The 18,733-nt window shown below is 33.0% G+C and carries 23 protein-coding genes; 15 read left to right on the forward strand and 8 right to left on the reverse strand.

All coding sequences use genetic code 11. From position 1 onward, the window contains the following. Positions 1 to 69 precede the first annotated feature (69 nt). The 5 genes from GXM16_RS02310 to GXM16_RS02330 all read left to right on the forward strand — a co-directional run bounded on the left by GXM16_RS02310 (position 70) and on the right by GXM16_RS02330 (position 6,340). Positions 70 to 798: a phosphoglycerol geranylgeranyltransferase gene (locus GXM16_RS02310; RefSeq protein ID WP_163392332.1), complete on the forward strand. Its 729-nt coding sequence runs from the start codon at positions 70 to 72 to the stop codon at positions 796 to 798. A gap of 13 nt (positions 799 to 811) precedes the next feature. Continuing rightward, positions 812 to 1,435 (forward strand): nicotinamide riboside transporter PnuC, encoded by a 624-nt coding sequence (gene pnuC, locus GXM16_RS02315; RefSeq protein WP_163392334.1) that lies wholly within the window; start codon positions 812 to 814, stop codon positions 1,433 to 1,435. Continuing rightward, positions 1,396 to 3,516 carry a DUF4301 family protein gene (locus GXM16_RS02320; protein WP_163392335.1) on the forward strand — a complete coding sequence of 707 codons (2,121 nt, stop codon included), beginning with the start codon at positions 1,396 to 1,398 and terminating at the stop codon, positions 3,514 to 3,516. Before pnuC ends, GXM16_RS02320 begins: the two co-directional genes overlap by 40 nt. Next, the gene (gene arfB, locus GXM16_RS02325) at positions 3,516 to 3,920 is read left to right on the forward strand and encodes an alternative ribosome rescue aminoacyl-tRNA hydrolase ArfB (RefSeq protein ID WP_163392337.1); all 405 of its coding nucleotides are present in this window, start codon (positions 3,516 to 3,518) and stop codon (positions 3,918 to 3,920) included. The genes GXM16_RS02320 and arfB overlap by 1 nt, the downstream gene beginning before the upstream one ends. A 269-nt stretch (positions 3,921 to 4,189) precedes the next feature. After that, positions 4,190 to 6,340 (forward strand): TonB-dependent receptor, encoded by a 2,151-nt coding sequence (locus GXM16_RS02330; RefSeq protein WP_163392339.1) that lies wholly within the window; start codon positions 4,190 to 4,192, stop codon positions 6,338 to 6,340. 54 nt (positions 6,341 to 6,394) lie between these two features. On the opposite strand, the gene GXM16_RS02335 is transcribed toward GXM16_RS02330, so the two are convergent. Beyond that, complete coding sequence (locus tag GXM16_RS02335; protein ID WP_163392341.1) at positions 6,395 to 6,817, reverse strand: Rieske (2Fe-2S) protein; 423 nt, start codon at positions 6,815 to 6,817, stop codon at positions 6,395 to 6,397. Positions 6,818 to 6,975: 158 nt separating this feature from the next. On the opposite strand from GXM16_RS02335, the gene greA reads away from it, so the two are divergent. The 3 genes from greA to GXM16_RS02350 all read left to right on the forward strand — a co-directional run bounded on the left by greA (position 6,976) and on the right by GXM16_RS02350 (position 8,242). Then, positions 6,976 to 7,452, forward strand: a complete 477-nt coding sequence (greA, locus tag GXM16_RS02340; RefSeq protein ID WP_025572576.1) for a transcription elongation factor GreA — start codon at positions 6,976 to 6,978, stop codon at positions 7,450 to 7,452. Positions 7,453 to 7,463: 11 nt separating this feature from the next. Then, on the forward strand, positions 7,464 to 7,853 hold the full coding sequence (locus tag GXM16_RS02345; RefSeq protein ID WP_163392343.1) for an HIT family protein: 390 nt from the start codon (positions 7,464 to 7,466) through the stop codon (positions 7,851 to 7,853). 134 nt (positions 7,854 to 7,987) lie between these two features. Continuing rightward, positions 7,988 to 8,242, forward strand: a complete 255-nt coding sequence (locus tag GXM16_RS02350; protein ID WP_163392345.1) for a hypothetical protein — start codon at positions 7,988 to 7,990, stop codon at positions 8,240 to 8,242. Here GXM16_RS02350 and GXM16_RS02355 read toward each other — a convergent pair. The 4 genes from GXM16_RS02355 to GXM16_RS02370 form a co-directional block, all read right to left on the reverse strand. Continuing rightward, entirely contained in the window at positions 8,229 to 8,678 is a 450-nt protein-coding gene (locus GXM16_RS02355; RefSeq protein ID WP_163392347.1) for a hypothetical protein, read from the reverse strand. The two genes, GXM16_RS02350 and GXM16_RS02355, sit on opposite strands and share 14 nt — an antisense overlap. Positions 8,679 to 8,947: 269 nt before the next feature. After that, positions 8,948 to 9,139 carry a hypothetical protein gene (locus GXM16_RS02360; RefSeq protein WP_163392349.1) on the reverse strand — a complete coding sequence of 64 codons (192 nt, stop codon included), beginning with the start codon at positions 9,137 to 9,139 and terminating at the stop codon, positions 8,948 to 8,950. Between the two features lie 3 nt (positions 9,140 to 9,142). Further along, positions 9,143 to 9,664, reverse strand: a complete 522-nt coding sequence (locus tag GXM16_RS02365) for a hypothetical protein (RefSeq protein WP_163392351.1) — start codon at positions 9,662 to 9,664, stop codon at positions 9,143 to 9,145. Between the two features lie 5 nt (positions 9,665 to 9,669). Then, a complete protein-coding gene (locus GXM16_RS02370; RefSeq protein ID WP_163392353.1) occupies positions 9,670 to 10,191 on the reverse strand; it encodes a hypothetical protein in 522 nt (173 codons plus the stop codon). Positions 10,192 to 10,588: 397 nt separating this feature from the next. On the opposite strand from GXM16_RS02370, the gene GXM16_RS02375 reads away from it, so the two are divergent. The 3 genes from GXM16_RS02375 to GXM16_RS02385 all read left to right on the forward strand — a co-directional run bounded on the left by GXM16_RS02375 (position 10,589) and on the right by GXM16_RS02385 (position 12,567). Beyond that, entirely contained in the window at positions 10,589 to 11,563 is a 975-nt protein-coding gene (locus GXM16_RS02375) for an IS1595 family transposase (RefSeq protein WP_163392355.1), read from the forward strand. Then, on the forward strand, positions 11,556 to 11,831 hold the full coding sequence (locus tag GXM16_RS02380; RefSeq protein WP_163392356.1) for a hypothetical protein: 276 nt from the start codon (positions 11,556 to 11,558) through the stop codon (positions 11,829 to 11,831). Before GXM16_RS02375 ends, GXM16_RS02380 begins: the two co-directional genes overlap by 8 nt. A gap of 370 nt (positions 11,832 to 12,201) precedes the next feature. Continuing rightward, entirely contained in the window at positions 12,202 to 12,567 is a 366-nt protein-coding gene (locus GXM16_RS02385; RefSeq protein ID WP_163392358.1) for a hypothetical protein, read from the forward strand. A gap of 90 nt (positions 12,568 to 12,657) precedes the next feature. Here GXM16_RS02385 and GXM16_RS02390 read toward each other — a convergent pair whose 3' ends face one another. Further along, positions 12,658 to 13,809, reverse strand: a complete 1,152-nt coding sequence (locus GXM16_RS02390) for a sensor histidine kinase (protein ID WP_163393242.1) — start codon at positions 13,807 to 13,809, stop codon at positions 12,658 to 12,660. 160 nt (positions 13,810 to 13,969) lie between these two features. Between GXM16_RS02390 and GXM16_RS02395 the strand changes: the two genes are divergently transcribed. The 4 genes from GXM16_RS02395 (at position 13,970) to GXM16_RS02410 (ending at position 16,846) form a co-directional block, all read left to right on the forward strand. Beyond that, positions 13,970 to 14,845 (forward strand): flavin reductase family protein, encoded by an 876-nt coding sequence (locus GXM16_RS02395; protein ID WP_163392360.1) that lies wholly within the window; start codon positions 13,970 to 13,972, stop codon positions 14,843 to 14,845. Positions 14,846 to 14,876: 31 nt separating this feature from the next. After that, positions 14,877 to 15,248 (forward strand): DUF3127 domain-containing protein, encoded by a 372-nt coding sequence (locus GXM16_RS02400; RefSeq protein ID WP_110308488.1) that lies wholly within the window; start codon positions 14,877 to 14,879, stop codon positions 15,246 to 15,248. Positions 15,249 to 15,410: 162 nt separating this feature from the next. After that, positions 15,411 to 16,049, forward strand: coding sequence for a leucyl/phenylalanyl-tRNA--protein transferase (gene aat, locus GXM16_RS02405; protein WP_163392362.1), 639 nt, complete (start codon positions 15,411 to 15,413; stop codon positions 16,047 to 16,049). A 2-nt stretch (positions 16,050 to 16,051) separates the two neighbouring features. Beyond that, a complete protein-coding gene (locus GXM16_RS02410) occupies positions 16,052 to 16,846 on the forward strand; it encodes an MOSC domain-containing protein (RefSeq protein WP_163392363.1) in 795 nt (264 codons plus the stop codon). Here GXM16_RS02410 and GXM16_RS02415 read toward each other — a convergent pair. Further along, positions 16,843 to 17,553: a HesA/MoeB/ThiF family protein gene (locus tag GXM16_RS02415; RefSeq protein ID WP_163392365.1), complete on the reverse strand. Its 711-nt coding sequence runs from the start codon at positions 17,551 to 17,553 to the stop codon at positions 16,843 to 16,845. The genes GXM16_RS02410 and GXM16_RS02415 overlap by 4 nt on opposite strands. A gap of 33 nt (positions 17,554 to 17,586) precedes the next feature. Further along, entirely contained in the window at positions 17,587 to 18,708 is a 1,122-nt protein-coding gene (gene thiH, locus GXM16_RS02420; RefSeq protein ID WP_163392367.1) for a 2-iminoacetate synthase ThiH, read from the reverse strand. Positions 18,709 to 18,733: the final 25 nt, after the last annotated feature.

Genomic DNA, 18,733 nt, shown 5'->3' on the forward strand with positions numbered 1-18,733 from the left:
AGGATTCTACAAATATAATTTATTCAAAATAGTTCTTCTATATGAAAAAATTTTACTTTTACGCCCGTTATGCAGCAAAAAATACTCAATATACATCAGCAGATTTTAGAAGCTAAAAAAAGTGGTCAGAAACTTCTGGCTATACTTTTAGATCCTGATAAAATTGTGCTGGAAAACCTGGACAGGTTAATCCTAAAAATTAATCACTCTCCTGCAACCCATATTTTTGTAGGGGGAAGTATCGTTCAGGCAACTATTTTAGAAGAATTAATTACAAAGCTAAAACAAAATACAAACTTACCCGTTGTTATATTTCCGGGTGATCCTTCACAAATTTCACCATATGCTGATGCAATTTTATTTCTTTCATTATTATCCGGCCGGAATCCGGATTATTTGATTGAATATCAGGTTCAGGCTGCACCAATTCTTAAGAAAACCAATCTGGAAGTAATTTCAACCGGTTATATTTTAATAGAAAGCGGAAATGAAACAGCTGTTGCACGTGTCAGTAAGACAAAACCGCTTAATCGTGAAAATTTTGATTTGGTTTTGGCTACTGCTCAGGCTGGGGAAATGTTAGGTAATAAATTAATGTATTTAGAAGCAGGAAGCGGGGCTAAAAACGCAGTTCCACTGGAAATGATCCGGTTGATTGCCCAAAATATTGAAATACCTGTAATTGTTGGAGGAGGAATTACCGATTTGCGCGGAATCCAGAATGCCTATAACGCCGGAGCCGATTTAGTAGTAATTGGTACTGCATTTGAAAACGACACTCATTTTTTTGAATTATAAAATAACAGTTTAAATGTTTGATTTTTTTCTGAACAATTACAAAAATGCTCCTTTATGGCATATCACTTTAGAGTTTCTGGCTTTTATTTGCGGAATCTTAAGCGTCTGGTTTGCCAAGAAAGAAAATATATGGGTTTATCCGACTGGCTTAATTGCTACAGTAATTTCAGTTTATCTTTTGTATCTGGCTGGTTATATAGGTGATATGATTATTAATGGGTATTTTTCAGTTATGAGTATCTACGGCTGGTATTTTTGGGCAAAAGGAAAAACAGTTGAAGATAATCTACCTATTACAAGGACAAATCTGAATGAAAAAATAACAGGAATTTTATTGTTTATTGTTACGTTTTTTGTAGTTTTCGGTATTTATAAATATTTTGGTTATGAGATTAAAGCTGACAATTATATTGATATGATTTCGTCAGGAATATTCTTTGCAGGAATGTGGTACATGGCCAGAAAAAAGATAGAAAACTGGACACTTTGGATTATAGGTGATATTATTGTTGTACCATTGTATGCCTATCGAGGCTTAGGGATGCTGTCGCTACAATATTTAATTTTTACAATTTTGGCTATTTCAGCTTATATAGAATGGAGAAAAATCTTAGACAGCAAAAAACAAACATTATAAAAATTGCCCTATTTGGACCTGAAAGCACAGGGAAAACCACATTGGCAAAACAGCTTGCAGATCATTATGAAACCGAATGGGTTCCTGAATTTGCACGTGATTATTTGCAGGCTAAATGGGATAAAAACCAGCAGCTTTGCACCGAAAGGGATATGATGCCTATTGCGTATGGGCAGGTAGTATTAGAAAACGAAAAGCTGGATACTGCTCAAAAATATTTGTTTTGCGATACTAACTTAATGGTAACAAAAGTTTTTTCTGAGGTTTATTATGGAAGTTGCAATCCACTTTTAAACGAAGCAGCTTTAGCGCATGAATATGATTTGTTTTTTCTTACCGATATTGATGTTCCCTGGGAAAAAGATGATATTCGTGACACTCCAAATAAAAGAGAAACTGTTTTCTCTGTTTTTAAACAAACTTTAATAGATAACAATAAACCATTTATCACGATTTCAGGCGATAAGGAAAGGCGTTTGGCAAAAGCTACTGCTATTATCGATAATCTGACTATTGCTAAAAGAAAAGGATTTTCGTCAGCAGATTTTGTAGAAATCTATAATCATGGAATTCCTTTCGAGAATATTCTAAAACAGCTTAAAATTTTTAAAAAAGGAATTGCTAAAAGTAATTTAATAAGTCCGGCAACTGTTAATAACGGAATTTTAAGTTTGTCAACTGCTGATTTTGAAGAAAAAGCTGCCTTTTTTGATGCACATAAAGGATGTTTTAAAATATGCAAATTTATTCCGGCATCTGGTGCTGCAACCAGAATGTTTAAGTTTTTAATTGCCTTTTTAAATAATTACGATATCGAAAAAGAAACCATTAATTCCTATATCAATAGAAATAAAGACAATGATTTGTCTATTTTTATTGTTGGGATGGATAAATTCCCCTTTTTTAAAGCGGTATATAAAAAACTGAAAGAAATTTATCCTGATTTTGATACTTTAGAAAGGGATTATAAAAATTATTATTTTATAAAATTATTATTATCTCCCGATTACTTCAATTTTGCCAATAAACCAAAAGCGGTTTTGCCTTTTCATAAATATAAAACCCATATTGCTAATCCGATTGAAGAGCACCTGAATGAATGTGTGCATTATGCAGAGACTAATAAAACTTCTAATTTGCACTTTACAGTTTCAGAAGCACATCGTGAATTATTTGAAAATGCAATTGCTGAAGTTAAAGAGAAAGTTGAATCGGCATCAGGAACGCAGATAAATATCAGTTTCTCTTATCAAAACAAACAAACAGATTCTATCGCCGTAGATGTAAAAGATAATGTTTTCAGAAGTCAGAAAGGATCTTTTATTTTCAGGCCTGGAGGGCATGGAGCATTAATTGAAAATTTGAATAATATTGATGCGGACATTATTTTTATAAAAAATATTGACAATGTGATTCAAAATAATATAGATAAAACTACTTTATACAAAAAAGCATTAGCCGGGATTTTAATAGAAGCACAGCAAAAAGTTTTTGGTTATTTGAATGCGATAGAAAACGAAGAAATTAAGGACCAAGATATCGAAGAAATTGTTAAGTTTTTAATGCAAAGACTTAATATAGAAATTACTGGAGACTTTAATAAGTTTACTTTTGAAAATAAAATCAATAAAATAAAAGAATTGCTTGACAGACCAATTCGTGTTTGCGGAATGGTTAAAAATGAAGGTGAAGCCGGTGGAGGGCCTTTTTGGATCAGAAATGACAAAGGCGAAATTTCATTGCAGATAGTGGAAAGTTCGCAAGTTGATTTAAGCAATAAAAAGCAAAAGTCAATTTTAGAAAATGCAACCCATTTTAATCCGGTTGATTTGGTTTGCGGAACCAAGAATTACAAGGGAGAACAGTTTAATCTGGAAGAATTTGTAGATCAAAACACAGGATTTATCGTAGAAAAAAGCGCAGAAGGTAAAATAGTCAAAAACTACGAATTACCGGGATTATGGAACGGAGGAATGTCTAATTGGCTTACGATATTTGTTGCGGTTCCATTAATAACGTTTAATCCGGTAAAAACTGTAAATGACTTATTAAAACCGCCACATCAGCCCAATAAAAAATAATGAACGTTGAAAAAATCATATCAGAATTAAATTTCAAAGCGGTAAGAAGTAGTGGTGCAGGTGGACAAAACGTGAATAAAGTGTCCTCAAAAGTTGTACTTTCTTTCGACCTGAATGCTTCTCAAGCCTTGTCTGAAGAAGAAAAATTAATTTTGCAGACCAATATTGCACCACGTTTAACTACAGAAAACATTCTGATTTTAAATTGCGACGAAGACAGAAGCCAGATTAAAAACAAAGATATTGTCATAAAACGCTTTTTAGAAATTATCCAAAAAGGATTATATGTACCGAAAGTTAGAAAGGCAACAAAAGTTCCGAAATCGGTAATTAAAAAAAGAATCAAGGATAAGAAGAATATTTCTGAAATTAAACAATCTCGTAAAAAACCCAGATTGGATTAAGTTCAAATCTCACATCGAATTTAATTTTTGTGATTGATATTGATTTTAGCCATTGCTTTTTGATTTTAGCAATTTTAAACACTACTTTTGCACTGTCTCAAAGGGGTGCTCTAAATAACGAGCTGAGATCATACCCAAAGAACCTGAGCGAGTAATGTTGCTAAGGGAAAAACGACAACCATTTTAGTATAAAACTATATTTTGTCGGGAACACATTTATTAATTTAACCAAAAGAATAATTCCCCCTTTTATTCGTAATTCTTTACGGATGAAAACTTTTTTCAAAGGTACTGAGGTACTAAGTTACAAAGGTTCGAAGTTGAACCAAAAGTCTATTTTCTACTTTCTGTTTGCTATTTTCTTTACTTTTTCGGCATTTGCACAAGAGGAGGATTCAACCAAAGTTAATCAGTTGGATAATGTATTGGTTTCTGCTGTTCGTGTTACTACAAAAACACCGGTGAGTTTTAGCAATATGGATAAAAAAGAAATCAAATACAGGAATTTAGGCCAGGATATTCCAATTTTAATGAATTATCTTCCATCAGTAGTAACCACCTCTGATGCCGGAAACGGAATGGGTTATACAGGAATACGAGTACGTGGGAGCGATGCTACAAGAGTAAATGTAACCATAAACGGAATTCCCTATAATGATGCCGAAAGCCAGGGGACTTTTTGGGTAAACATGCCTGATTTTGCTTCTTCAGTAGAAAGTCTGCAGTTACAGCGTGGAGTTGGAACGTCAACCAATGGCTCAGGAGCTTTTGGTGCCAGTTTAAACATGCTTACAGATAATTATGCTACAAAAGCAAGTGGTGAAGTTTCAAGTTCTTACGGAACTTTTAATTCGAATAAAAACACCGTGAAATTTAGCACAGGCTTGTTAAATGATCATTTTGAACTTGCAGGACGTTTGTCTACAATGAAATCTGATGGTTATGTTGACAGAGCAAGTTCGGATTTAAAATCGTATTTTTTACAGGGAACTTATGTTGGAAAAACGACTTTGATTAAAGCACTTGTTTTCGGCGGTACTCAAAAAACGTATCAATCCTGGAACGGAATTGATGCTGAGAAATTAAATGATGACCGTCAATACAATTCTGCAGGAGAATATACAGATGAAGCAGGAAAAACCCGCTATTACGATAATGAAACCGATAATTACAATCAGGATCATTATCAGCTGCACTGGAGTGAATCATTCTCTGATAAATGGAGTACGAATTTAGCTTTTCATTATACTAGAGGAAAAGGATATTACGAAAATTATAAAGAAGATGCCGATATGGCTGATTATGGTTTGCTTCCTGTTGATGCGATAAACACAACTGATTTGGTACGTCAGAAATGGTTAGACAATGATTTTTACGGAACTACTTTTTCTGCGAAATACAAAGATGAAAAACTGGATGTTATACTTGGCGGAGGCTGGAATAAATATGAGGGAGATCATTTTGGAAAAGTAATCTGGGCAAGATATGCTTCACAATCGGAGTTGGGAGATCACTACTACGATGATTTTTCAACAAAAAGGGACGGAAATATTTTTGCAAAAGTTAATTACCAGATAGTTGATAAATTAAGTTTTTATGGTGATCTGCAATACCGAAATGTAAATTACACAGCCAATAGCTGGGAAACAGGTCTGGTAGATGATACTTTTGATTTCTTTAATCCAAAAGCAGGTCTGAACTTTGAAATCAATCAAAAAAACACACTTTATTTTTCATATGCCCGGGCAAATCGTGAACCAAACAGAACCGATTATGAAGGAGGAAATGTAAAACCCGAAAAATTGAATGATTTTGAATTAGGATGGAGGTTCAATTCAGAAAAGTTCCAATTGAATTCTAATCTATACTACATGAGATATAAAGACCAGTTGATTTTAACCGGAACATTAGATGATGTTGGGAATCCAATTCGTTCAAACACAGATAAAAGCTATCGTTTAGGACTTGAAGTTGATGCAACTATAAAACTTTCAGATAAATTTATTGTTAGGCCAAACTTTACAGTAAGCAGTAATAAAAATGTTGATTTAGATGTAGAAGGTCAAAATTACGGGACAACAGATATTGCGTATTCGCCTTCAGTTATTGCAGGAAACATAATCGTGTACAGCCCGATTCAGGATTTGCATATTTCGTTATTACAGAAATATGTTGGAGAACAATACATGAACAATATCGAGTTGCCGGCTGCGAAACTTGCTGATTATTTTGTGAACGATTTGAATGTTTCTTTTGAAATTAAACCAGCATCTATTTTCAAATCAATAATGATTACAGGATTGGTTAATAATATTTTAGATAAAAAGTATGTTTCAAATGGAGCTATGTGGGATGTTTACCCGTATTATTATCCGCAGGCCGGAATCAATATCTTAGCCGGACTGACATTGAAATTCTAAAAAATACTTCCAAAACAAAAGCCTGAAAGTTTAAAATTTCCAGGCTTTTGTTTTTTAATTATAAACATGTATCAAATTACCGTTTACTGTAACCCGATACTGTTTCATGGGATATTCTTCTTTTGCATATCCAAGTCCCGAATATAAGTTGTATTGGCTTTTGTCACAGGAACAAACGGCATTTATACCGTCGAGTGTCATTGCTTTACACGACATTGCAGACTGGTTTGGACACGCGGCATCAAAAGCGTTGTACATTCCCTCACCCACTTTCATAACAATGACGCCTTGAGCACCTTGATTAGGAATTAATACAGGATTGCTGAGATGAAGAAGTCCATTGTATAATGGAAAACTGGTGTTGATTTCTATATCAACACGATAATTTGGTATGTTTGGGTTTTTATTGTTAATACTATTATCGCTGCACGAAAAAAGTACTGAAATAAAAAGGAGTAAAAGCCAGTTTTTTTTCATAAGTTGTAATGGGAATTAGTGAAACAAAAATAATTTATTTGCTTTTGAATTCTATATGATTAACATATAATTATGTACTCTAAAAAATAATACTATATTTGTAATAAGAAAAATCCCGTCCCGATGGGATTTTTTGTATTTATATAAACGATGAAGTTATGAGTAAAGTATCTTATTATACCGCAGACGGTTTAAAAAAATTAAAAGATGAATTGGAGCATTTAAAGAGTGTAATGCGTCCGAAGGCATCTCAGGATATAGCAGAAGCAAGAGACAAAGGCGATTTATCTGAAAACGCCGAATACGATGCTGCAAAAGAGGCGCAGGGTTTATTAGAAATGAGAATTGCGAAGCTGGAAGAAGTTTATGCAAATGCAAGATTAATTGATGAATCCCAATTGGATGTTTCTAAAGTTTTGGTTCTTTCGAGTGTGAAAATCAAAAACCAGAGCAACGGAATGGAAATGAAATATACACTTGTTGCAGAAAGTGAAGCCGATTTAAAAACCGGGAAAATTTCGGTAACTTCTCCTATTGGAAAAGGACTTTTAGGAAAATCAGTTGGTGAAGTAGCAGAAATAACTGTACCAAATGGTGTTTTGAAATTTGAAATTCTTGAAATTTCAAGAGACTAACATATTAGAAGATGAGTTCGATATTTACCAAAATAGTAAACGGAGAAATTCCTGCCTATAAAATTGCCGAAGACGATAATTTTTTAGCTTTTTTAGATGTAAATCCAAATGCTAAAGGACACACGCTATGTATTCCAAAACAGGAAATTGATAAGATTTTTGATATAGAGGATGAACTGTATTTGGGATTGATGAAATTTTCTAAAAGGATCGCAATTGCTCTGGAAAAAACTATTCCCTGCAAAAGAGTTGGTATGGCAGTTGTAGGTTTAGAAGTTCCTCATGCACACGTACATTTGATTCCGTTAAACGAAATGGATGAAATGCGTTTTATCAATAAGGTATCACTTTCTAAAGATGAGTTTGAAGCTTTGGCAAAACAAATCCAGTCGAATTTGTAATATAAACAAACCCTGATTTTGGTAATTGATAATTAAAAATAAGGTAAGTATACCAATTTTACACCAGAACAAAAATAAAAACAAATATTAACTTGAATCCATCTTTTTAGGTGGATTTTTAATTTATAGAAATTATGGAAAATTTACAAACATTAACTAAAAAGCAGTTAATAGATAAAATAGAAAATCAAAGGCTGAATAATCGAGGTAGATGGGAAATCGAAATAAAAAGAATATCGGATTTCAGATTTTTTAAGCAAATAGAATTACATGATAAATTTACTATTATAATAAACTCTCCTCAATACACAGAGGTTGCAATATACATAACAACAAAAGAGTTAGTAGACCTACTTAAAACCTATAAAGATAACCTTAATAATCGATAGACTCATGTGTAATTCCCATATTTCTTAATTGTTGGATATTTAATTCAGTTTTTGCTCCGTTTATTAGGATATTTATAGTTTTGTCATTTTCCTCGTAACATTCGTAATTTTCAGAAAAAGCAATAAAAGCATAACGTCTGAAACTAAACTTTTCTATATTGGTAACATTAAAAGACTTTCTATCGCTTTCCATTAGGAAATTAAGTCCTATCTTTTTAAACACAATATTTAAATCATTCTCAATACAATTTACATATGTTTTATGCAGTAGTTTATCAATTGTCAATATAGATAAGAAATCATCAATTTCAATCTCAGAATGATTATTGTAAGCTTTAATAACCCCTTTGTATATTTTATCTACTACTTCCTGATTAAAGTCATTAGAAGGAGAAATTTGAATATTCCTAAGAAATCGGATAGTTTTTGTTGACATAGATTTGAATTAAGTTAGAAGTTAAAGATATATTTATTAGTTGGTTTGTCGTTTTTATCAAAAGTATCAAATAAAATAACAGTTTTGAAATCTGCATAAATATAAACATTTCCAAAATAGGATGCATAAAAATAGTAATTGCCTTTTTTATTGTAACCTTCTAACATTATATATCGAATAAGAGGTTCTTTAAAATGACTTCTTTTAAATGTTAGGTAATAATTGTTATAATTGATTTCGGAAGTGGTTGTATCGTTTGATACAAATACCTATTCTTCGTCAACAAATTTGTATTCATAAACTGATTTACACGCATGTTTACCTTTGTATTGGATAAGAGCATCAACAGTATTTTGTTTTGCTGTTGGTAGGTAGAGTTTATTTACAGGGTCATCTATAGGAATTTCTTGCGAAAAAGAACTAAAAGAGAGGAACAAAATAGAATAAAGTATTACTTTCATATATTAGTTACAGTCTTTAAAGTTATCACAAGCTATTTTTAAAGCCCCTTTTGACAAAAAAGCTATTAAATCATTTGTTACCGTATCATACGATAAATCATACTTACCATAACGAATTTTATCTACGTAGGAAACATCAAACTCAGTAACTGACCTTTTACCTTCTTCATATGAATAACCTTTGCTCTTAGAACAGGCGTATATATACATGGTAGATTGTTGTATTTCATCTTTGATTCTTTGCAAATTAGCATTGTACTTGGATTGTTTAGACCCCAATGTTTTTTGCACAACATCTAAGTTAATATTTGATTGAGGTTGTTGGATTTGATAACCATTACTATTACCTGTGCTATCATAATATTCCCATTGATTTAAGAGTGTATTGTACTGTTTATAACCAGTCATGTTGCCCCGGTTGTCAAAATATTCATACCTTCTCATGAGGGAATTATATTTTTCAGTGACTGTTTGGGCAAAACAATTAACTGATAGAAACAAAAAGAAATGATAAAAATACTTCATGGTATCTAAAAATTAGTTTTTTCCAATGTTCCAATATATTGACCCGTTAAATTTCCCGCACTACTAACTATATTGAAACTAAAGCTAAATGTACCGTTTGGGTTTTTAGTAATATTAACTCTACTGGGATTTGCAGAACCTGTTAAATCAGCTGTTGAGAGTATTGTAATAGTGGTGTTATTATTAATTTCTGTTAGTGCTACATACTCTAAATTAGATGCCTCCTTATATGTATATTGACCTGATTTAATGTCGTCTGCGGGACAACTTGGGCAAGAGTTATAAGAAGTTCCAATCCTAATCCCAATTTGAAAAGCATGCGAAGTTTTTTTATTTTTAAAAGTTATTCCAAACTCTGTTGCATCGTAGTTATTAGGGGTTCTGTTTATTGTAGCTCCTTCTAAAGCATACTTTTTACCCTTAAATTCTACAAAATTGATACTCGGATTTTCAACAGATGATTTAGAATCATCAGACGAACAGGCAATAAAAATTAAAGATAAGACTGCAAAAATAATTTTTCTCATAGGTTTGATTTTAGTATCACTCAAACCCAAAGTGACTTTGTTGTACAAAAAAGCGTGGGTTTATAACTGTACCACGAATCGGGGTTCTGGACAAACCTTGCACCAATGATAAGTTACACCCACGCCTAAGCATGAGCATAGTCTTATTATCGTGTGGTGCATTTGAAATTGTCCAGATTTCGATACCATGATAATAGCTAACGCTAATATTTTATTCAGCGGTAAAAGTAATGAATTACAACAAATTTCAAACATTTGCTGTTAAAAAAATAACCCTGATATCTTTGTATTCAAGTCTTTAAGCAGTAAAAAACAATTAGTAATAGAATTTACTTACACTAAAATTTTGTTTAAGTGTAAAAATGTTCTAAATTTGATAAAAGAAAAAAGAAGACCCATGTTTAATAAAGATTTTAATTCGATACTGGAAGTTGCGAGAGAGTTCGCAACAGAACAAAAGTGTATTGAACATTTAGAAGCACTTTATTGGAACAATAATCCAGTAAGCCCTTTCCATGAAGATAGTAAAGTATATAAGTGTAAAGGAAATAAATACAAATGTAAAACCAGTGGTAAATACTTTACAGTAAAAACTGGTTCTATGTTTGATAATACCAAAATTGAATTACCTAAATGGTTTATGGCTATCTTCTTAGTTACAAACCATAAAAAAGGAATCAGTTCTGTACAGCTTGGTAAGGATTTACAGATTAGTCAAAAGTCTGCTTGGTTTATGCTTATGAGAATCAGAAAATGCTTCGGTATTGAAAATGATATTGATGACAAGTTTGAAGGGATTTGCGAAGCTGATGAATCTTTTTTCGGCGGAAAGAATAAAAACAGACACAAAGACAAAAAAGTTCCAATGTCACAAGGTAGAAGTTTCAAAGACAAAACACCTGTAATAGGAGTACTTCAAAGAGGAGAATCTGAAATAATAGACGGCAAAAAGATTATGCATACACACAGTAAAGTAAAATGTATAGTCGGAAGCAACACTAAGAGCGAAACAATACAGCCGTTTATCAAATCAGTAGTAGTTAAAGACAGTGTTTTGATTTCTGATGAATGGTTTGGTTACAGAGGTTTAGATTCAATGTACGACCATCATGTAGTAGATCACGGAAAGAAACAATATGTAGACTTTGATAATCCAGAAATTCACAGTAACTCAATGGAGGGATTTTGGGGAATAATAAAACGAGGGTACAATGGAACATACAACTGGTGGAGTAAAAAGCACATGCAAAACTACGTTGATGAATTTGTTTTTAGATTTAATTTAAGAACTGTGCAAAATAACGAGAGATTTAATTCATTACTTTTGAACTCTCAAATACGAACTAAATACAAAGATTTAATGAATGCTTAGAATATTGCAAAAAGAAAAGATTTTAGCGGATGAAACTATCCATAAAACAGAATTTGAACAACAATGGTATTTCAGTCTTGAAGATATAGCAGAGTATTTACAGGAAGATTTATCAGAGGTTGAGTATTTAGAACTTCCTTTATTGATTGGCGGGCAAAGAAAGACTGTAAAAACAGCAACTTTTGAAGCAATTGAAAAAGGACGTAAGAAAGAAGAATTATCAGATTTCAATAAAGCACTTTTAAAAGCCAGACATTTTAAGAAATAAAATAGAGCAATGGTGGAACACTGCTCTAAGTATCATTCTTGCTACTATTGTTCACAAGAGTTACAGTGATGGCATTCTACTTCTTCGACAGGTATAGTAAAGGGATGTCCTTTCGGAGCTATCTCTTTTCTACCGTTTCTTAGACGTGACTGACGAAAAATCCACTTGTAACAAACGCCATCAACAAGGTTGTAAAAGTGATTCATATCGGTTGACTAAAGTCCTTCTTCTTTAACTGAAGTCTTCCAAAATTCAACAGTGGTATGCAGGAATGATTCTATAAAAATAGAAAAATAATTCACACAACAAAGCTCTAATTTATTTTAGGGCTTTTTTATTTACTATATTTGGAGTAAACTAAGAAAATCTAATGGAACTTGACGTATTTATTACAGAAACAATAAAATCAATTAGCAATGGAGTAATTAATGCTCAAATTTTTGGAAAGGAAAACAATGTTTTGGTTAATCCTTTGCGAAGCTTTGATGATAAATTTGCTCAACATTCACTAACTGTGAAAGATGGAGAGAGACGATCTAAAAGAACTATTACTCAAATTGATTTCGATGTTGCAGTTACTGTTTCCGCTGAGGATGCCAGTAAAGTAGGCGGAGGACTAAAAATACAAATATTTAATGCTGATGCATCTACTGCAACAAGCACTATTAATCAAACTACATCGCGAATTAAGTTTCAAATAGATATGTCATTACCTTTTGAAACGCAAACACCTTAACAAAATAATTCCGCCACAAACTAGAAAATAAAAAAAATCTAGTGTAAAGTGGGTATACTTACCAAAAATAATTATGAGTGCAGTAGTAGTTTACTGCACTTTTTTATTGAGTGAAATCTGAAATGTAGTCCCTTTTCCAATTTCAGAATTTAAGACTTTAATCTTTCCGTCATGGTATTCTTCGACAATTCTTTTTGTTAAAGAAAGTCCGAGACCCCAGCCACGTTTTTTAGTGGTATATCCAGGCTCAAAAATCGTTTTGAACTGTTTTTTATGAATTCCGGTACCTGAATCCTTAATGTTGATTTTTACATGTTGCGAGTCTTGTTCAATTTGAAGATCCAGACTTCCTTTTCCTTTCATGGCATCAATTGCATTTTTAACTAAGTTTTCAATAGTCCAGCTGTGCAGTATTGGGTTAATCAAAGAAAAAACAGGTTCCTGAGGAGCTTTATACGAAAAAGCAACTTGTTTAGAAAAACGGGATTGCAGATATTCATAACTGTTTAAAGTTTCGGCTACAATATCATGAACTTCTAAAACAGGTACAGAGCCAATTTTTGAGAAACGGTCAGTAATGGTCTGTAATCGTTCAATATCTTTCTCTATTTCTGTGGTAATAGAGTGGTCAATTTCTTCTGTTTTCAAAATTTCAACCCAGCCAATTAATGAGGATAGGGGCGTTCCGATCTGGTGTGCGGTTTCTTTTGCCATTCCTGCCCAAAGTTTATTCTGGGTAGCCATTTTGGTGCTTTTATAGAAATTGTAAATGAGAGCAATGCATAAAAACACAATTAAAAGCAGCGCAATAGGATAATATTTGAGTTTGTTCAGCAACGCTGAATTTCCGTAATATAAAGTTTGATATTTTCCTGTAGCATATTCAAAAGTTATAGGCTCATTCTCTCTTTTTAAAGTTTTTAAAAGAGCATCTCTTTTTTTCTTGTCATTGAGAATTTCATCAGGGACATTTTTAGAACTGACCACTTTATCATACAATATTACAACAGCCGGAATCGAAGTATTGTTGTTTATAATCTGAAGAGGCAATTCTACATCTGTATTTTCGTCTGCATTTACTATCGTAATCTGCGCGTTTACAAAAAGATTCATTTTTAAACGTTCCTCATTTTTAAAGATTTGGAAAAAAGTATAAGTATTCCAGAGAATCAGTGAAATGATTAAAAAGCAGAGTGAAATAATTATCCAGCGTACTGTATTTGTTCTTTCAGAAAAAGACATATCTATTGTTTTGAGGTATAAATATAACGAAATATACACATTTAATATTTTGTGAATATTTAAAGATTTTTTTGCTTTTAAGTCTAAAACTATTTCTTCGGGATAATCCATTTCTATACTTTTGTAATTGCATAAATGAGATTCTGTTAAAAAATAATGTATGATCAGCATTAATCCAAAAGAGATACCAACAGCAAAATTGCAGGGTTATCTGCAAAGTGCCATTGGACCACGTCCAATTGCTTTTGCAAGTACAATCAGCGCAAAAGGAATTCCAAATTTGTCGCCCTTCAGTTTCTTTAATGTGTTTAGTGCCAATCCGCCAATTTTAGTTTTTTCACCCTCAAGACGTGTGCGTGACAATACAGTTAAACATACTTTAATTAATGCTGAAGCAACACGTGAGGTTGTGATTAATGTTGTTAATTATGATCTGGTCCAGCAAACTTCTTTAGCAAGTACAGAATATGGAGACGGAGTAAACGAATTTATAAAAGCGGGATTAACCCAGATTCCGTCAGATTTGGTAAAACCCTATCGTGTAAAAGAATCCCCGGTGCAGTTTGAATGCAAAGTAACACAGATTATTCCTTTAGGAACTGAAGGCGGAGCCGGAAATCTGATTCTCTGCGAAGTGGTAAAAATTCATATTCATGAATCAATTTTAGATGAAAACGGAGCCATTGATCAGCATAAAATTGATTTGGTTTCAAGACTGGGAAATAATTGGTATTCGAGATCCAATCAGGGACTTTTTGAAGTAGAAAAACCACTGACCACTTTAGGTGTCGGAGTAGACGCTATTCCTAATTTTATCAGGGAAAGTAAAGTGTTTAATGGAAATGATCTTGGCAAATTAGGCAATATTGAAGCCTTGCCTACAACAGAAGAAGTTAGTATATTTGTGAAAGAAAATTTTTCGGTAAAAGGAGTTTTGAGCTCTGATGATCAGGAAAAATTACATTTAGAAGCTAAAAAATACCTCGATAAAGGTGATGTTTTATCAGCCTGGAAAGTGCTTTTGGCAAAGAAATAAGAAAAGAAACAATAATTAATATAGACAGAAGATGGAAGTTACAGGAAAAGTAAAAGTGGTTAATCCGGAGCAGCAAGTTAGTGCCTCATTCAAAAAAAGAGAATTAGTTGTTACTACTGATGAGCAGTATCCACAGCATATTTTAATCGAATTTACACAAGATAAATGCGATTTATTAAGTAGCTACAAACAAGGTGAGGCTGTAAAAGTTTCTATCAATTTAAGAGGAAGAGAATGGGTTAATCCACAAGGAGAAACCAGATATTTCAATAGTATTCAAGGTTGGAGAATCGAAAGACTGGCACCGGAAGGTCCTGGGCAAACACCTCCAATGCCTGCTGCAGAGGCTTTTGCTCCTGCTACAAATTTAAACGAAGACGAACCGGACGATTTGCCATTCTAAAGAGTTTAAATCACAAAAAAATAAAATTCCAAATTCCAAACACTCTGATGATGTGGGATTTGGAATTTTATTTTTGAAAGTAATTTTGTTATCCAAGGATAAGAAATAACAATATTCAGAAAATTGGAATTTTGGGATTAATTTTATTGGAATTTAAAAAATATGTATTACGTATTCAAAGATTTATTTTTTCCACCAGTTTCAGACGCTGATGAAGAAGGTGTTCTGGCAGTTGGAGGAGACTTAAGTTCCGAACGATTGCAGCTGGCTTATAAGAACGGAATTTTCCCATGGTTTAATGAAGGAGATCCGATTCTTTGGTGGGCTCCGGATCCCAGAATGGTTTTGTTTTTTGATGAATTGGTAATATCCAAAAGCATGAGAAAAATCCTGGATAAGAAAATGTTTAAGGTGACTTACAACAAAAATTTCAGAGACGTAATTTCTAATTGTCAGCAAATTAAGCGTGATGGGCAAAATGGGACCTGGATATCTGATGAAATGATTGAAGCTTATTGTAAATTAAACATTGAAGGAGTTGCTAAATCAGTTGAGGTATGGCAGGATGATGCTTTAGTCGGAGGTCTGTACGGGATTGATTTAGGCCATGTTTTTTGTGGAGAAAGTATGTTTTCTAAAGTTTCAAATGCTTCAAAAACAGCCTTTATTGCATTAGCATTATATTTAAAAAAAGAAAATTATAAACTATTAGATTGTCAGGTTTATAATCCGCATTTAGAGAGTTTGGGCTGTCGCGAAATTGTCCGTGACGATTTTATGTCTATTTTAAACAGTAAATAAAAATGAGTGCAGTTTATATTGTCGAAGAAATTTATATCTATCCGATAAAAAGCCTTGCCGGAATTAGCTGTCAAAAGGCTTTTGCTGAAGAAATGGGGTTTGAAAACGATCGCCGATGGATGTTGTTGGATTCAGATAACCAGCATATCACACAGCGTGAGTATCCCATAATGAGTCAGTTTTATCCACAAATTTCAGACGGAAAAATTACAATTACTTTTCAGGATCAAAAACATGAATTTTCGATAAGTGAGCACTTAAATGATCAGATTTATACAAAAGTATGGGAGGATAAAAGTTTTGTTTTTGAAGTAAATAAAGCGACTTCAAAATGGTTTAGCGATCATATAGGATTTGAATGTAAATTGGTTAAAATTATAAACAATGGAGACCGTAAACACGAAAGTTCAAGATCCAAAGAAACGTATAATGTCAGTTTTGCAGATGCATATCCATATTTATTAACCGGAACAAAAAGCTTAGATTTTCTGAATGAAAAGCTGGAAGAAAAAATCACGATAAAAAGATTTCGTCCCAATATCGTTGTAAGTACTCAAAAGGCTCATGAGGAGGATGATTTTGAGCATTTTAAAATTGGTGAAGTTCAGTTTAAAAACGTGAAACCCTGCGGAAGATGTATTATGGTTAATAATGATCCGCAGAGTGGAATTGTGAAAAAAGAACCGTTGAAAACATTAAGTAAATACAGGAATTTCAATAATTCTGTTTTATTCGGAACCAATATTGTGGGTTTGAATCCTGGAATAATTCAGGTGGGTGATGCCGTTGTATTTTAAAAATTCAATTTCGTAAAATTATAATCCCAAGTATTAAAAAGCACTAATTCATTTTTTAATGTTGGCAATTTAAGGATTAATTTAAGTGTTTCATGTGCCATCATTGTACCTATAATTCCGGGTAAAGTACCGAGAACTCCATTTACACTGCAATTCGGAACATACTTCGGATCAGGCATTTCAGGAAATAAATCACGAAGATTTTTACTTCCGTTATGATTGAAAACAGCTATCTGACCTTCGAATTTTAAAATGCTTCCGTAAACAAGAGGTTTTTTTAAAGTAACACAAGTGTCATTTACCAGATAACGGGTTGTAAAATTATCTGAGCCATCCACAACAACATCATATTGTTCAATTATCTGCGCTGCATTTTCAATAGTTAATTTTTCAGTAATAGCTTTAGCCTGAATTAAAGGGTTTAGTTTCAAAACAATATTTTGGGCTACAATGGCTTTCTGCTGGCCAATTTCGCTTTCAGTATATAAAATCTGTCTGTGAAGATTGTGAATTTCGATGGTGTCAAAATCCATTATTCCAATAAAGCCTATGCCAGCCGTAGCAATATATTGCAAAATTGGACAGCCTAAACCTCCGGCTCCAATAACCAGAACTTTGGCTTTTTTAAGTTTTTCCTGACCTTCATCGCCAATTTCCGGTAAGATAGTTTGCCTGCTGTAACGCAAAAATTCTTTTATAATGCTCATTATTGTGAAATGTAAAATGGATTTTGTAAAATGTTAGATCTGATGACCAAAGCTTCTGTCCCAGTCTTTCAAAACAGGTTCATAGCCTGAGTTTTTTATAATTTGTTTAATTTCTTCTGCAGAGCGTTCATCGCTGATTTCGAATTGTTCCAAAGACTGAGGATCAACGACATAACCACCTGGATTGGTTTTAGAACCGGCACTCATACTGGTAACACCAATCGGAATAATATTGTTTCTGAATTTTTCGTTTTCTCTTGTTGAAATGGAGATTTCAAGATCCTCATTCCATAGGCGATAAGCGCAGATTAATTGCGTTAGGTCTTTATCATCCATAATAAAATTGGGTTCGATAATGCCTTCTGCAGGACGTAACCTCGGAAATGAAACCGAATATTTGGTCTGCCAGTATTTTTTTTGAAGATAATCAAGATGTAATGCATTAAAAAAACTGTCGGTACGCCAGTCTTCTAAGCCTAGTAAAACACCCAGACCTATTTTATGAATTCCGGCAGTTCCAATTCGGTCAGGAGTTTCAAGTCTGAAATCAAAGTTTGATTTTTTACCTTTTGTATGGTACTTTTTGTATACTTCCTGATGATACGTTTCCTGATAGACCAAAACTGAATATACGCCGGCTTCGTGCAAGCGCTGGTATTCTTCGGTAGAAAGTGGCTGAACTTCAACAGAAATAATAGAAAATTGTTCTCTGATTAAATTAATTGAATTCAGGAAATAATTAATATTTACCGTATAATTAGCCTCACCCGTGACTAGCAAAACATGATCAAATCCTGTGTTTTTTAGTGCTTCTGCTTCAAGTTTTATTTCGGAATCAGACAGCGTTTTTCTTTTAATTTTGTTGTCCAGACTGAATCCGCAATATGTACAGATATTTTGGCATTCATTGCTCAGGTAAAGAGGTGCATACATCTGAATTGTTTTTCCAAAACGTTTTTTGGTGATTTCATGGCATTTTTGTGCCATTTCTTCCAGATAATTTTGAGCTACGGGAGAAATTAGAGCCAAAAAATCATCAAGACTTCGTTTGGTTTTGGACAAAGATTGCTCTACATCTTTTGATGTAGTCTGGTATATTTTGGATTGAATGGAATCCCAATCGTACTGTTCAAAAATGGATTTGAATGTTTTCATTGTATTGTTTTCTTTCACGCAGATT

The organism is Flavobacterium limi, from assembly GCF_010645075.1.
Taxonomy (GTDB): Bacteria; Bacteroidota; Bacteroidia; order Flavobacteriales; family Flavobacteriaceae; genus Flavobacterium; species Flavobacterium limi.

What these genes read in the sequence shown, in the direction of transcription:
- GXM16_RS02310 (WP_163392332.1), top strand. Translation starts at nt 70, where the DNA reads ATGCAGCAAAAAATACTCAATATACATCAGCAGATTTTAGAAGCTAAA.
- pnuC (WP_163392334.1), top strand. Translation starts at nt 812, where the DNA reads ATGTTTGATTTTTTTCTGAACAATTACAAAAATGCTCCTTTATGGCAT.
- GXM16_RS02320 (WP_163392335.1), top strand. Translation starts at nt 1,396, where the DNA reads ATGGAGAAAAATCTTAGACAGCAAAAAACAAACATTATAAAAATTGCC.
- arfB (WP_163392337.1), top strand. Translation starts at nt 3,516, where the DNA reads ATGAACGTTGAAAAAATCATATCAGAATTAAATTTCAAAGCGGTAAGA.
- GXM16_RS02330 (WP_163392339.1), top strand. Translation starts at nt 4,190, where the DNA reads ATGAAAACTTTTTTCAAAGGTACTGAGGTACTAAGTTACAAAGGTTCG.
- GXM16_RS02335 (WP_163392341.1), bottom strand. Translation starts at nt 6,817, where the DNA reads ATGAAAAAAAACTGGCTTTTACTCCTTTTTATTTCAGTACTTTTTTCG.
- greA (WP_025572576.1), top strand. Translation starts at nt 6,976, where the DNA reads ATGAGTAAAGTATCTTATTATACCGCAGACGGTTTAAAAAAATTAAAA.
- GXM16_RS02345 (WP_163392343.1), top strand. Translation starts at nt 7,464, where the DNA reads ATGAGTTCGATATTTACCAAAATAGTAAACGGAGAAATTCCTGCCTAT.
- GXM16_RS02350 (WP_163392345.1), top strand. Translation starts at nt 7,988, where the DNA reads ATGGAAAATTTACAAACATTAACTAAAAAGCAGTTAATAGATAAAATA.
- GXM16_RS02355 (WP_163392347.1), bottom strand. Translation starts at nt 8,678, where the DNA reads ATGTCAACAAAAACTATCCGATTTCTTAGGAATATTCAAATTTCTCCT.
- GXM16_RS02360 (WP_163392349.1), bottom strand. Translation starts at nt 9,139, where the DNA reads ATGAAAGTAATACTTTATTCTATTTTGTTCCTCTCTTTTAGTTCTTTT.
- GXM16_RS02365 (WP_163392351.1), bottom strand. Translation starts at nt 9,664, where the DNA reads ATGAAGTATTTTTATCATTTCTTTTTGTTTCTATCAGTTAATTGTTTT.
- GXM16_RS02370 (WP_163392353.1), bottom strand. Translation starts at nt 10,191, where the DNA reads ATGAGAAAAATTATTTTTGCAGTCTTATCTTTAATTTTTATTGCCTGT.
- GXM16_RS02375 (WP_163392355.1), top strand. Translation starts at nt 10,589, where the DNA reads ATGTTTAATAAAGATTTTAATTCGATACTGGAAGTTGCGAGAGAGTTC.
- GXM16_RS02380 (WP_163392356.1), top strand. Translation starts at nt 11,556, where the DNA reads ATGCTTAGAATATTGCAAAAAGAAAAGATTTTAGCGGATGAAACTATC.
- GXM16_RS02385 (WP_163392358.1), top strand. Translation starts at nt 12,202, where the DNA reads ATGGAACTTGACGTATTTATTACAGAAACAATAAAATCAATTAGCAAT.
- GXM16_RS02390 (WP_163393242.1), bottom strand. Translation starts at nt 13,809, where the DNA reads ATGTCTTTTTCTGAAAGAACAAATACAGTACGCTGGATAATTATTTCA.
- GXM16_RS02395 (WP_163392360.1), top strand. Translation starts at nt 13,970, where the DNA reads ATGATCAGCATTAATCCAAAAGAGATACCAACAGCAAAATTGCAGGGT.
- GXM16_RS02400 (WP_110308488.1), top strand. Translation starts at nt 14,877, where the DNA reads ATGGAAGTTACAGGAAAAGTAAAAGTGGTTAATCCGGAGCAGCAAGTT.
- aat (WP_163392362.1), top strand. Translation starts at nt 15,411, where the DNA reads ATGTATTACGTATTCAAAGATTTATTTTTTCCACCAGTTTCAGACGCT.
- GXM16_RS02410 (WP_163392363.1), top strand. Translation starts at nt 16,052, where the DNA reads ATGAGTGCAGTTTATATTGTCGAAGAAATTTATATCTATCCGATAAAA.
- GXM16_RS02415 (WP_163392365.1), bottom strand. Translation starts at nt 17,553, where the DNA reads ATGAGCATTATAAAAGAATTTTTGCGTTACAGCAGGCAAACTATCTTA.
- thiH (WP_163392367.1), bottom strand. Translation starts at nt 18,708, where the DNA reads ATGAAAACATTCAAATCCATTTTTGAACAGTACGATTGGGATTCCATT.